Below are 12,557 nucleotides of genomic sequence, written 5' to 3' on the forward strand. Positions count from 1 at the left end.
ATGGCTGCCCGCACATCCACGCGTATTGCCCTACGCATCCCCAACCCGCTTCCCTTGGGCATTGTCGCCAGCATCATTCTGGCGTTGGCGTCCTTCTCCGGCGGCGCTACCCGCAACCGGGGCGGCGTCTTGGAGGCGCTCAATATTGGCTTCCTTGCTTACGGACACGGCCGCAACATCGGCATGGTCCTGTATTGGATTGGCCTCTTCGGTCTTGTCGGTGCGTGGGTCCTGGCTGGGCGCCACGTCATTGCTCCGCAGCTCACGGATCCGAAACCGGAGGGCGGTCTGCGCGACATCCAACGTATGTTGCTCAGCTGGATTGCTCCCTTGCTCATAGCCGCACCACTCGCGTCCCGGGATGTCTATTCCTATCTCATGCAGGGAGCCATGGTGCGGGACGGCTTCGATCCCTACACCGAAGGTGCCGCGGTCAACCCCGGGCCATTCCTCTTGGAAGTGTCCCACGACTGGCGCAATACCACCACGCCCTATGGGCCGCTGCATTTGTGGATGGGCAAGGGCGTCACACAGCTGGTTGGTGATCACGTTGCCGCCGGCATCATCGTCTACAAGATCGTTTCCGTCATCGGCTTCGCTGCCATCGCTTGGTCCATCCCGCGTCTAGCCCGCGCTATCGGCGGGGATCCCGCATTGGCGTTGTGGCTGGGTGTGGCCAACCCCGTCATGATTCTGCATCTGATCGGCGGCATGCACAACGAATCCGTCATGGTCGGCTTGGTCTCGCTTGGGCTTCTCGCGGCGGTCCACCACAAGTTTCATGCCAGCCTCCTGCTCGTGGGCATTGCAGTCTCGCTCAAAGCGACGGCCGTGTTCGCCGCGCCGTTCATCGTGTGGCTCATGGTTCACCACTGGGCACCGGAAGGGACGAAGGCGCTCAAACGAGTCGGTATTTTCCTTCTGTCCGGAATCATTGCCGTGGCTGAGGTCGCGTCAGCGGTTGCGGTGATCACGTGGGCGTCGGGAAGCTCGTGGGGCTGGCTCTCACAGATCAGCGGCAACTCCAAGGTGATCAACCCGTTGGCGGGGCCGACGCTGCTTGCCGACGTCCTCGTGCCCCTCATCCAATTCTTCTCACCCGACACGACCTACAACGGCGTGCTCGGAGTGTTGCGTTCTGCTGGCATGGTCCTCATGCTGCTCGGGCTCGTCTTGGTGTGGTGGTGGGGGCGCACCGGCGTGCGCCGAGCCATCGCCGCCACGGCGGCGGCCTACCAGGTGGCATTCGTCTTTAACTCCGTCACGCTGCCCTGGTACTACGCCTCAGTGTCCACGCTAATGGGCACGTTCCGCCCGCCGCTGCCCATCCTCAAGCTAGCCACGGGCGTCACCTTCTTCATTGGAGTTGCCTTTGCTGGTGACGGAAACCACCAGCTCTACAACTGGTTCTGGGTTATCGGCATGGTGGTCGTAGCGTGGAGCGCCACGCAGTGGATCTTTGCCGGTATTCCTGCCAGGTCGGCGTCTAAAACGCCGACGATTAAAAGGCCGAAGCCTGCGCGCGCCGAATAACCTCGCGCGCGAGGTGGCCATGCAATCCATCGATGGGACGTCCCGGCAACGAGTCATCCTCAGTAAAGAGGTGCGCGAGGATTTCGTTATCGTGCCATCCGTTGTCCGAAAGCACAGTAATCACGCCCGAGACGTACTTGGAAATGACGCCCTTTGAGTTAAAGAAGGACGCGGGAACTAGACGGTTGCCCTCCGGGTCACGCCAGGCAATGAACTTGCGGGCATTGAGCAAGTCAAAGACGCGGGTAATGGGAAGATCCAGCTTCTCAGCCACGTCTTTGAGCGTCAGCAGCTCCTCACCCGCAAGAAGCTCTGCCAGCTCGGGATGGGAATTCTCTTCAGGGTTCGCAGAATTAGTCACAGACACAACTGTAGCGGGATCACACTTTGAGGAGAGGATCGACCATACTGGAACCCATGACAAGGCTGAACGTGGGCGACATTCTTGAAGGACGCTATCGCATCGATCAGCCGATCGCCCGCGGCGGCATGTCCACTGTGTACCGCTGCGTGGATATGCGTTTAGGCCGCGCAGTCGCTGCCAAGGTCATGGATGAGCGCTATCACGATGACCCCGTTTTCGTCACTCGCTTCGAGCGCGAGGCCCGTGCCATGGCGCAGCTGAGCCACCCCAACCTGGTGGCTGTGCATGACTTCTCTTCCGATGGTCTGCCCATCTATCTCATTATGGAGCTCATCACCGGCGGCACCCTGCGCGAGCTTCTCGCCGAGCGCGGTCCCATGCCACCGCATGCCGCCGCTGGTGTCATGCATTCGGTCCTGGCAGGACTCAGCGAAGTCCACGACGCGGGACTCGTACACCGCGATATCAAGCCGGATAATGTGCTCATCACGAACACGCACCGCGTCAAAGTAGGTGACTTCGGTCTCGTACGCTCGGCGAGTGCGGATCACGATAGCTCCGGCCAGATTGTCGGCACCGTCAGCTACCTCTCCCCGGAGCAGGTTACCGGCGCGGACATCACACCGGCGTCTGACGTCTACTCGGCGGGAATTGTCCTCTTCGAGCTACTCACAGGCACGGTTCCCTTCAGCGGCGAGACCCCGCTGGCTCATGCCACCGCCCGCGTTCACGCGGATGTTCCCGCGCCTTCCTCACGTATCGAAGGCGTGCCGATGCTTTTCGACGCCCTCGTGGCCACCGCCACGGCACGCCACCCCGCCGAGCGTTTCGCCGATGCAGGTGAGTTCCTCGATGCCCTAGACGATGTCTCCCGCGAGCTACAGCTGCCGGCCTTTACAGTCCCCATCCCCCACAATTCGGCCGCTGCCCGCACCGCCGCGGTACCCACGGACTTTGCCGGCACAGGCAATACCCGAGTCTTCGAGGCAACCTCGGCGCTCAACACTCCGCGACCTGACGCGCCCCAGCCAGCGGCACCAGACTTCGAGACACGCGTCGAACCGCCCGTGGCTCCCCCTCCAGCTGAGCCGCCGGCCGCGGTCGAGGAGCCCTACGCTCCTGCCGGTGCCGAAGAAGAGCCCGAGGAACGCCCGCTGACCAACCGCAGCGCGATCTCCCTTGTCGGATTCCTTCTCCTCGTTAGCCTCGCCACGCTCGCCGTTGCGGTGGCGGCGTGGTGGTTTGGCTCCGGAGAATACGGCACGTGGCCGATTCTCTGGAGACCGTACTAGCTTCTAGTTGCGCAGCATCTCCGCGATGAGGAAGGACAACTCCAGCGACTGCTGGGTGTTCAAACGCGGATCCACGGCAGACTCGTAGCGTCCCGGCAGATCCACGTCCGTGATGTCCTCAGCGCCACCGAGGCACTCGGTCACGTCCTCACCGGTGAACTCGAGGTGCACGCCGCCCGGGTGGGTACCCAGCTCGCGGTGAACCTCGAAGAAGCCCTGAACCTCATCGACAATCTTGTCGAAGTGGCGCGTCTTGTAGCCGTTGGACGCGGTGAAGGTGTTGCCGTGCATCGGGTCCGACTGCCAGACCACCTTGTGGCCCGACTCCTCCACTGCCTTGACAATCGGAGGCAGAACGGAGCGCACTTTGTCGTGGCCCATACGAGCAATCATGGTGAGTCGACCCGGCTCACGGTTCGGGTCCAGCTTCTCCGCGTACTCCACTGCCTGCTCCGGCGTCACACCTGGGCCCAGCTTGATGCCCACCGGATTGCCAATGATGGAGGCAAACGCGACGTGGAAGTCCTCGATACCGCGAGTACGCTCACCAATCCACAACTGGTGTGCAGACAAGTCATAGAGCTTGGTTTCCCCATTGAAATCCGTACCCAATCGCAGCATGGAGCGCTCGTAGTCCTTCAACAGGGCTTCGTGGGAACAGTAGATCTCCGCCGAGCGCAAGGTTTCATCGGACACTCCACAGGCATTCATGAACGCCAGGCCGTTTTCAATCTCATCGGCCAAAGCCTGGTAGCGGGCGCCCGCCGGCGAGTTTGCCACGAATTCACGGTTCCACTCATGCAGGCGGTACAGGTCCGCGGTGCCGGAGTGCGTGAGGGAACGAACCAGGTTCATCGCGGCCGAAGAGTTTGCGTAGGCACGAATCATGCGGGCCGGGTCGTGGCGGCGAGACTCCTCATTGGCTTCGACGCCGTTGACGATGTCACCGCGGTAGTTGTACAGGCCGTTCGCATCGAGATCGGAGGAACGCGGCTTCGCGTACTGGCCAGCAATACGGCCCAGCTTCACCACCGGGGTAGACGCGCCATAGGTCAAGACCACGGCCATCTGCAGCAAGGTCTTGATGTTGCCGCGAATGTGCGGCTCAGTGTTGGATTCAAAGGTCTCTGCGCAGTCGCCGCCCTGGAGGAGGAAGGCCTTGCCCAAGGCGACGTCGGCAAGCTTGCGCTTGAGCTCCTCAATCTCCGGAGCCACGACGATGGGTGGGACCGACTCCAGAATCTTGCGCACGTTGTCTGCCTGCAGCTGGTCCCAGCTGGGCTGCTGTTTGGCCTCGCGGGCAATGGCATCCTGGAACTTCTCGTTGATCCCCTCCGGCAGCGGTGGCAGATCAGGGAGTACTTCTTTGGGAATATCTACTGTCCAACTCACACCCAGTATTAAACCATCTCGCACCTATAGTGCGTTAGTTAATCCCCCGATTACCCCACCTTATAGATTCACGCGGTTGCCACGGCTCAACGGCAGGTGTTGCTCACAGGTGCGGAACTTGGCGAGGTTATGGCGGGCGTCGACAAGCGCATCGTGATTCCCATTCGGCACTGGCGGCAGCGTGGGGCGGCCAGCAAACTCCCAATACTGCTTCAGCTCGCGCGTATAGCGCGGCATTCCCTTTGGCAGCCCAGCCATGTCGCCCCAGAGCTGGGCCAAGACCACATGGTCATAGGCGCCGACCCATGCCCACAGCTCAATGGGGCTGGAGTGGCCGCCCATAAACTCGAGGAGTTCCTCACGGATCGTGGCGCGGGACTTCCATACCGGGTTCCCGGGGCTCGGCAGCTTGTCCAGGACGTTCTCACGTACCCAGGCGTTCGCCTTGGAGGGGTCGAAATCGGTGGATACGGCATAGTATTCGCTACCGTCTTCGCCCACGATGCCGATGGAGACCAACTCGATGGTTGATCCGTCCTCGATGAACTCGGTGTCGTAGAAGTAGCGCACGGTTTCGTATCCTAGTCTCTCTTCCCTTCCCCATTGTCACAGGGGCCTATACTCAGCGCCGCTACCACACATGTCCTGGACCTGGTGGCGGAGATTCCCGGGAACGACTATTTCCTCGTCACCAAGCTGCTCATGGCCGCAGCATCGTGGTTGTCCAGTGGCTCAACGGGCTCTGCTTGGCGACGTCCCAACGCCGGCGGCTTCAGCGACCAGCCCACCACCGGAATCTTGCCCAAGGCCCACAGCGTCAGTGACGCCAGCCCCGCGTAGACCACGCACATGCTCAGCCAGAACCACGTATTATCCAACGGCCACTGCCCTGTCAAAGACACGTCTCGTGGGTAGAGCGCCATGGGGAAGCCATACAGGACAGTCAGACCAATCGGATGCCCCAGATAAATCGGGAGCGTGTGTGCGCCGATGAATCTAAGCCCCGTCGACACTGCTGGAATATAGGAGACAGCCACCGCCACGGCGATACCCACGGGAACCTCAAAGAACTGCTCCACCATGCGCACCAGAATATGAAGGTCCTGGTCCGCCAACACCTCCGCGCCAGGAAGCGGCCACGCCACCTCCACGGGGTTAGCTCGCTGGTCCCAGGCGCGACGAATAAAGAAACCTACAGCGTAGGCGACCATCATGCCCGAATAAGCCCAAAAAGCCTGCTGTCCCCAGCGCCCCTTAAACGGCGCCTCTAAGGCATCGGCGAAGGCCGCAATCGCGTCACGGAAGTAGGCCGCTGCCACGAACACGGGCAGGAACATGACCGCCTTGGCGATAGACTGAAACTCCGCTTGCCACGCCATGAAAACGATTGGGAAAAAGCTCAATAAAAGCCCCAACCATCCCGGGAGCGTGCGCACACACCACAAGAAGAGATTGAACAGAATAAGCGCATAGAGGAACCACGCCATGGAGTGGCCGACGAGAAGACTAGCCAGCATCTGGTTCGGGTCAAAAATTGGATCCCCGAAGACCCAGTGATACTCCACTCGTTTTGTCTGCTGCTCAATGAGCATCCACACCACATAGGGCACAAAGAAGTACCACAGACGCCGCGTGACAAGCTCGGCAAAGCTAAAGCGAAAGACCTTCTGGGAAAAGTAGCCACTGACGAGGAAGAACAAAGGCAAGCGCAACGGATCCAGCCACATATTAAAGGCGGCCAGCCACGTATCTTGGGCTTCAGGCACGACTAAGGTGACGTGGAGCAAAACCACGCCAAGAATGGATATTCCTTTCGCTACATCAGGCCAGGCAAGGCGTTGAGAGAGAGAAGAGCTCACAGATTACTGCGCCTCCGAACCGGGCTCGGCCCCTTCCGGGTAGCCGTGTCCAGCTTGCAGGGATGCCTTGACATCAGAGGCATAGACATCCACATATGGCTGCCCCGTCAACTCCGCCAACTGCTTCATCACATAGTCCGTGAAGGCGCGGGCAGTGTCGTGATCCTCTGGATCAAGGCCACGTTCTGCTGCCCACGCGGTGGGATCGATGGGCTCGCCCACGCGCATGCCGACGCGCACCGGACGCGGAATCCACGTACCAATGGGGTTTGCCTTTCGCGTATTGATCATGGCAATCGGCAGGACCTTCTCCCCAGTGGTCAGCGCAATGCGGGCCATGCCGGTGCGGCCCTTATAGATGCGGCCATCCGGCGACCGCGTGCCTTCTGGGTAGATACCAAACAGATCGCCGCGCCCCATGATGCGCTGCGCGCTGCTCAACATGGCATCGCTAGCGTTCTTATCCACACGGTCAATCGGCACCTGGCCCACGGAGCTAAAGAACCAATTCTGCACACGTCCCACCAGTCCGGGGGTAGTAAAGTATTCGCTCTTTGCCAGGAAGGTGATCTGCCGCGGGCACAACAGCGGAAAGTAGAAAGAATCCATTACTGCCTGATGCGAGGAAGCCAAGATGGCCGGGCCGGACTCTGGAATGCGTTCCATACCCTCAGACCAAGGGCGGTTCCATACCCGCAAGGCAGGCCCAAAGAAAATGTGCTTAAAAGCCCAATACCACTTGTTTCGCATCGCTTATAGTCCTATCTCTGGTTGTGCCGGCCCCGCGGATGACTCCACGAAGGGCAAGTATACGGTGTTAACCTCGGCGCTCCTGACGGGCGAGATCTGCGACACCGATCATACCTGCCGCCGAGCCCAACTCGGCGGTCGCGACGCGCGCCACGGGGCGGTGACCGGCACCGACAATCTGTTGTGCCATGCGCTCACGGGCCACATCGAGGAATAAATCTGCGTCCTGCGAGACGCCTCCACCGATGATAATGAGCTCTGGATCGAGCACGTCCGCCACCATAGACAGACCCTGGCCGAGCCACTGCCCGAAGTCCTCCATGACGGCTGTGGCCAGCGGATCTCCTTGACGAGCCGCAGCCGTGATGTCCTCACCGGAGGGCTTGTTAGGAAGCGCGGTCTCATACTTCCCACGCAATTCTGCGAAGGTGTCCGGCAGCGCCGTGCCGGACGCGTAGCGCTCCAAGCAACCGCGCTTGCCACAGGAGCATAAGCGTCCGCCGGGGTTGACAACCAGGTGCCCGAACTCGGGGGCAGTCCCGAACGCTCCTCGGTAGATGCGCCCCTCGGTAAATAACGTAGCGCCGATGCCCGTACCCACGGCAAAAAAGACCCATTCCTTGGCACCGCGGCCGGCGCCGAAACGCCACTCGCCCCACGCAGCCGAATTGGCATCGTGTTCCAAGCGGACCGGTACGTCTATTCGCTTGCTCAACGTCTCGCGCACAGCGGCGTCACGCCACGGCAGGTGCGGAGCAAAACGCACCACTTCGCAGTCAGGATCCAGGAACCCGGCGAGGGCGAGTCCTACCGCGGTGATGTCATGTCGAGCTGAAAGTTCCTCTACGCACCGAACGATGTCATCTTCCAGCTGGCCAGCATCGGTGGCTGTGGGCACGCTTGTGGAATCTACAATCTCTCCAGCTGCATCGATGACTGCAGCACGAAGGTTGGTGCCGCCGATATCGAAACCAATGGTGAGGCCAGTGTGGTCGCCGTCGGCCGAGGGAGAGTGTTCAAGCATGACTAGTAGGATATACCGTCGGCTTAGCTCCGGTCACATTCAAGAACCTCGCGCAGACGCGCTCCCATAATTTCCCACGTCCAGTGCTCCTCCACGTGGCGGCGTCCGGAGATCGCCATGCGGTGCCTCAGGGGGACGTCGCCAAGCAGCCGCGCCACCGCTTCCTCCAACTCCGCAAGCACCGCTCCTCGCACCACAACGCCCGACTCTGGGGTGACAGTCTCCGGGGCGCCACCGGAATCCCCCGCGATGACCGGCAGGCCCGCCGCCTGCGCCTCGAGGTAGACGATTCCCAAGCCTTCGACGTCGAGCCCTCCCCCGCGGGTACGAGCCGGCATGGCAAATATATCTGCTGCATGCAGTGCCATGAGCAATTCTTCGCTGTCCCTCGCTTCTCTAAGCACAGCATCAGGACAGTACTGCTTCGCTAGAACCCGCAGTGTGGACCCATAGCTTCCACGGCCAATAATAAGCAGCTGAGCATCCGGATAAGTCTGCCGTACTCGCGGCATGGCGCGCAGCAGTTGGTCCTGGCCTTTGCGTGGCACCCACCGTGAGATACATACGATGACGGGACCTTTACCCAAGCCAAAATACTGGCGCGCATTGTCCTTCTGTGTCTCCGTTGCGGGCACAAAGTCCTCGAGGCTTACCGCGGACGGCAGGTGTACCCACCGCGGGTGTGGGCCAAAGGCCCTAGTCAATCGACGGCGGGTGTACTCCGAAATGTAGGTGACAACATCAGATGTGTCTCCAATCCGGCGCAGCGCCTGGCGGGCCCCAGGCAACATAGACCAGCCCACTTCGTGTCCGTGCGTCGTCGCCACGATGCGACGCGCCCCAGCTTTCCGTGCCGCGGATGCCATCAGCGCGAGAGGAGCCGCCGCACCAAACCACACAGTCTCGATGTCATGTTTACGGATGAGGCGCTGCATTTCACGGGCCGTGGCCGGGGTCGGCAGCATCACCTTACGCGGCCAGCGCACCACCGTATAGTCCACCGACTTGTCGTAATCAGCGGCTGCATCCGCATCCTGGGTTGAGGCAAAAACTACGACGTCCCGCGGGTCCAGAGTGCGGAGGAAATCTCGCAGGTAGGACTGAATTCCCCCAATGGTGGGCGGGAAATCATTCGTGACCAGGAGTGTCCGTGACATGCGCTAGTACCGGACAGCGCCCTGAACTGGCATGGAATTAAGGGGCACCACAGCAACCGGAACACCGTACGTCGATGCATGAACCACCTGGCCATCGCCGATATACATGCCCACGTGAGTAATACCTGGGTAGTAGCCCACAATGTCACCTGGCTGCAACTGATCCAGCGGCACCGGCGTGCCGCCAGCGATCTGCGCCTGCGACGTGCGCGGAATACTCTTGCCCATTTGCTTATAGCTCCACACCATCAGACCTGAGCAATCGAAGGTGTCCGGCCCTGCAGAACCCCAACCATACGGCGCGCCCAGACGAGTCATTGCCGCCTGCACGGCAGCAGAGCCAGAACCATCCGCAAGGGCAGCAAGGTCAATATCGGAAAGGCCGCCAAAGTGCTCAACCCATGCCTGGCGTGCCTCAGGACTGAGAGAATCTACCTTCTCTTCAAGCTCTTTCTGTTGTTCTTCGAGCTCAGATTGCTCCTCCATGAGGGCCGTACGCTTGGCCTGCAAATCATCACGGGTACGGCGTGCCTCCTCAGCCGCATCGACCGCTTCCCGGTGAGTAGAATCAGCCGCTGTGGAGGCGGCCACCATGGCCTCTTCTTCACGTTTAGCAGCCTTCGATAACGCACCAAGGTAGCCCATGCGCTCCACAGCGCTAGCGACATCTTCAGCATCGAGCGCCGCTGCGATTGGCGACGCCGCGTTACGCCGATAGCGCTTTTGCGCTAACGCATCAATGTGCTTCTGTTGTTCCGCTACTGCTGCGGTGGCCTCATCAGCGTTGCGCTGAGCTCCCGCTGCCTGTTCATCGAGTTCGCCAATTCGCTTTTCGGTCTTCTCGATCTCATCCTCGAGGCCCTTGACCTCCTCGCCTTTGGCGGACACGCGCTGAGCGACGTCCGCCATACGCTCGATGAGCCCCGCGAGATCCTCCGGCGCGTCCTCCTGCTGAACCTCCTGAGCGACAACCGAAGGAGCAACAACGGTCAGTGGGACTGCCGTCACCGCACATGCGGTGATAACAGAAGCAAGACGGCGACGCGACATAGACACCCCAGGATCCTAAGAAAATAATAATAGTTGACTGAAGTATAGCCTCAGCCAAGGGAAAACAAAAGACTACCGAATAACAATAGCGGAACCCCTTCCCCACTCTCATCTTCGACGTGACGAGTGTGGCGGAAGGGGTTAAAAATGTCCTCTGGGCCGTCTTTTAGAAGCGAACAGCCGAGTGGATCGGCATGTAGTTCAGAGAACGCTCACCCACAGGGGTGCCGGTGTTCAGCGCGTCAATGATGGTGCCATGGCCGGTGTAGATACCAACGTGGGATGCACCGGAGTAGTAAACGATGATGTCGCCCGGCTGAAGAGCATCCAGGGAAACCTGGGTGCCGGCAGATGCCTGTGCCTGGGAGGTGCGCGGGATCTCGACGCCAGCCTGACGGTAAGCCCAGGAGGTCAGACCAGAGCAGTCAAAAGCGCTCGGACCGTTGGCGCCGTAAACGTACGGAGAGCCGACTGCGGAACGAGCAGCCTCGAGGACCTTCTCGCCAACAGACTTAACCGGGGCAGGGGCTGGAGCTTCCTGCACTACCGGCACCTCAACGGAGGCAGCGTAGTCGGAGCCCTGGTTGGACTTCAGGGACGGGACGTACTTATCAACGTTCGGAACCTGCTTGATGTTCGGAACGTTCTCCAAGCCAGCGACCTCGAAGCGAATGTCAGTGTTCGGAACGACGACCTCGGCGGCGTTGGCGGCAGCCGGTACGGTAACGGCTGCGGTTGCTGCGACAGCAGCGGTGGTTGCAATGCGACGGGTGTTCAGGTTGCCCTGGCGACGGTGCTTAGCCACGAATTCAAACTCCAAATCTTCCAGTGCGCCTACCTTCGCCGCCTCCACACAGAACGTAGTTCTCCCGGAGCGCAACGAAAGCTCTGACCCATGGGCGGGCCTAGCGTTCGACGGTGACCCATTCCTGTAGGGCCACCTCCGCTCGACCCCCAAATTTTAGGAGGGGCCAGACGCGGCGCTTAAATCTTCAGTTCGTATTGAGCACCGGTGCTTGGTACACCGTGTCGGTAACTCAATGTCTCGAATAGGTTACGAAACCATCACAAGCGATGTCGAGTCAGAAACACGAATCCCACTCCGTTACCGTCCTGTTACCAAACGTCAACCCAAATGAGACTGGCCCGAGAACTCAGACACCATTAACACGCAAGCGCCACCGTTCACACCCTCCCACCTGCGACGACAAGCCACCACAAGACTCGACAACAACCGGACCATTGCGGAGAATTCCAACTGAAATCCGTAAGAGAATTTCAGAATGTGACCTTTGTCACCTGGCTGTAATTTGAAGTACCAGTGGCCCCACATAACCCTTCCGGCACACTTTTCCCACCGGAAAAAGTGCTGTTTTCCAGCGGTTTTCCTGTCACCCACGTCACCCCAATCAGAGATCTGGGCCTCAAAATTCCCATCGGGGCACTTACATCGCGAAGGTTATGCGCAGGTAAACAGAAGGTTACGGACCTTATCCAAGCGATTTTCTCCGCGCATATGGGCGCCACACAGCCATAAACACACCCACAAGAAGCCGACCACAGCCACCTAGCGACCCTGCCCTCCCCCAGCCGAGCGCTCTTTTTCGTCGTACGAAACGACGATCCTTATACTCGATACGCTCATTTCCTATCTCGTCGTTCTAGACGACGATTCCTATCTCCCTCTCTCAATATGGCGCCGCCACCTTTTCGTCGTCTACGGCAACGAGGAAACTTTGTTCTGGGGGGAAAGATAAACCTTCCGCCGGCGTCGTCGTTTCTGACGACGATAGGAAAAATCACCGATTCCCAAGTCTCACTTTTCGCCGGGTCCCACCCGCTTCACCATCATCGTCGTTTAGTTCGACGAGCATGCCAGCCGCATCGCCGCCCCAACCTTCTAGAAGGGAATATCGCCACCGCTGCTGTTGTCGCGGTCTGCCGGGTCGGTCATATCAAAGACTTCCACGATCTCACCGCTATCTAACTCCACCTTCAACGCTTTGGCGTCTTCATGCATCTTTGCCCGGTGTGCCATAACATCCTCGGCAACAGTGCGCGCCCACCTGCGCATCGAGGGTGCAAGCGGGCCCGTAGCTTGTGTTGTCACCCAACTGCCATCAGCCAACAACCACA

At 60.0% G+C, this 12,557-nt stretch carries 11 protein-coding genes and 1 pseudogene; 2 read left to right on the plus strand and 10 right to left on the minus strand.

From position 1 onward, the window contains the following. Positions 1-1,533: an alpha-(1->6)-mannopyranosyltransferase A gene (locus HMPREF2875_RS02580; RefSeq protein ID WP_070669933.1), complete on the plus strand. Its 1,533-nt coding sequence runs from the start codon at positions 1-3 to the stop codon at positions 1,531-1,533. On the opposite strand, the gene HMPREF2875_RS02585 is transcribed toward HMPREF2875_RS02580, so the two are convergent. Further along, a complete protein-coding gene (locus tag HMPREF2875_RS02585) occupies positions 1,502-1,894 on the minus strand; it encodes an Rv2175c family DNA-binding protein (protein ID WP_371327549.1) in 393 nt (130 codons plus the stop codon). The genes HMPREF2875_RS02580 and HMPREF2875_RS02585 overlap by 32 nt on opposite strands. Before the next feature lie 56 nt (positions 1,895-1,950). On the opposite strand from HMPREF2875_RS02585, the gene HMPREF2875_RS02590 reads away from it, so the two are divergent. Next, complete coding sequence (locus HMPREF2875_RS02590; RefSeq protein WP_070669937.1) at positions 1,951-3,189, plus strand: protein kinase domain-containing protein; 1,239 nt, start codon at positions 1,951-1,953, stop codon at positions 3,187-3,189. A gap of 3 nt (positions 3,190-3,192) precedes the next feature. Here the strand turns inward: HMPREF2875_RS02590 and HMPREF2875_RS02595 are convergent, their stop codons facing one another. From HMPREF2875_RS02595 to HMPREF2875_RS13780, 9 genes and pseudogenes are all read right to left on the minus strand, one after another. Further along, positions 3,193-4,581 carry a class II 3-deoxy-7-phosphoheptulonate synthase gene (locus HMPREF2875_RS02595; RefSeq protein WP_070669939.1) on the minus strand — a complete coding sequence of 463 codons (1,389 nt, stop codon included), beginning with the start codon at positions 4,579-4,581 and terminating at the stop codon, positions 3,193-3,195. A 60-nt stretch (positions 4,582-4,641) separates the two neighbouring features. Further along, the gene (locus HMPREF2875_RS02600) at positions 4,642-5,151 is read right to left on the minus strand and encodes a polyadenylate-specific 3'-exoribonuclease AS (RefSeq protein ID WP_070669941.1); all 510 of its coding nucleotides are present in this window, start codon (positions 5,149-5,151) and stop codon (positions 4,642-4,644) included. Positions 5,152-5,258: 107 nt separating this feature from the next. After that, positions 5,259-6,440, minus strand: coding sequence for an acyltransferase family protein (locus tag HMPREF2875_RS02605; protein WP_070669944.1), 1,182 nt, complete (start codon positions 6,438-6,440; stop codon positions 5,259-5,261). Between the two features lie 3 nt (positions 6,441-6,443). Beyond that, the gene (locus HMPREF2875_RS02610) at positions 6,444-7,190 is read right to left on the minus strand and encodes a lysophospholipid acyltransferase family protein (RefSeq protein WP_070669946.1); all 747 of its coding nucleotides are present in this window, start codon (positions 7,188-7,190) and stop codon (positions 6,444-6,446) included. A 67-nt stretch (positions 7,191-7,257) separates the two neighbouring features. Continuing rightward, a complete protein-coding gene (locus HMPREF2875_RS02615; protein WP_070669948.1) occupies positions 7,258-8,214 on the minus strand; it encodes an ROK family protein in 957 nt (318 codons plus the stop codon). A 23-nt stretch (positions 8,215-8,237) separates the two neighbouring features. After that, positions 8,238-9,371, minus strand: coding sequence for a glycosyltransferase family 4 protein (locus tag HMPREF2875_RS02620; RefSeq protein WP_070669950.1), 1,134 nt, complete (start codon positions 9,369-9,371; stop codon positions 8,238-8,240). 3 nt (positions 9,372-9,374) lie between these two features. Then, positions 9,375-10,421: a C40 family peptidase gene (locus HMPREF2875_RS02625; RefSeq protein ID WP_070669952.1), complete on the minus strand. Its 1,047-nt coding sequence runs from the start codon at positions 10,419-10,421 to the stop codon at positions 9,375-9,377. Between the two features lie 166 nt (positions 10,422-10,587). Next, positions 10,588-11,226: a C40 family peptidase gene (locus HMPREF2875_RS02630; protein ID WP_070669973.1), complete on the minus strand. Its 639-nt coding sequence runs from the start codon at positions 11,224-11,226 to the stop codon at positions 10,588-10,590. Positions 11,227-12,321: 1,095 nt separating this feature from the next. Then, positions 12,322-12,557: pseudogene (locus tag HMPREF2875_RS13780) on the minus strand (HNH endonuclease); the annotation flags it as partial.

Source organism: Corynebacterium sp. HMSC078H07 (assembly GCF_001812805.1).
Classification (GTDB): domain Bacteria; phylum Actinomycetota; class Actinomycetes; order Mycobacteriales; family Mycobacteriaceae; genus Corynebacterium.

Excerpts from the sequence above, each read along its gene's own strand:
- HMPREF2875_RS02615 (WP_070669948.1), bottom strand. The coding sequence starts at position 8,214 with ATGCTTGAACACTCTCCCTCGGCCGACGGCGACCACACTGGCCTCACC.
- HMPREF2875_RS02590 (WP_070669937.1), top strand. The coding sequence starts at position 1,951 with ATGACAAGGCTGAACGTGGGCGACATTCTTGAAGGACGCTATCGCATC.
- HMPREF2875_RS02620 (WP_070669950.1), bottom strand. The coding sequence starts at position 9,371 with ATGTCACGGACACTCCTGGTCACGAATGATTTCCCGCCCACCATTGGG.
- HMPREF2875_RS02580 (WP_070669933.1), top strand. The coding sequence starts at position 1 with ATGGCTGCCCGCACATCCACGCGTATTGCCCTACGCATCCCCAACCCG.
- HMPREF2875_RS02625 (WP_070669952.1), bottom strand. The coding sequence starts at position 10,421 with ATGTCGCGTCGCCGTCTTGCTTCTGTTATCACCGCATGTGCGGTGACG.
- HMPREF2875_RS02610 (WP_070669946.1), bottom strand. The coding sequence starts at position 7,190 with ATGCGAAACAAGTGGTATTGGGCTTTTAAGCACATTTTCTTTGGGCCT.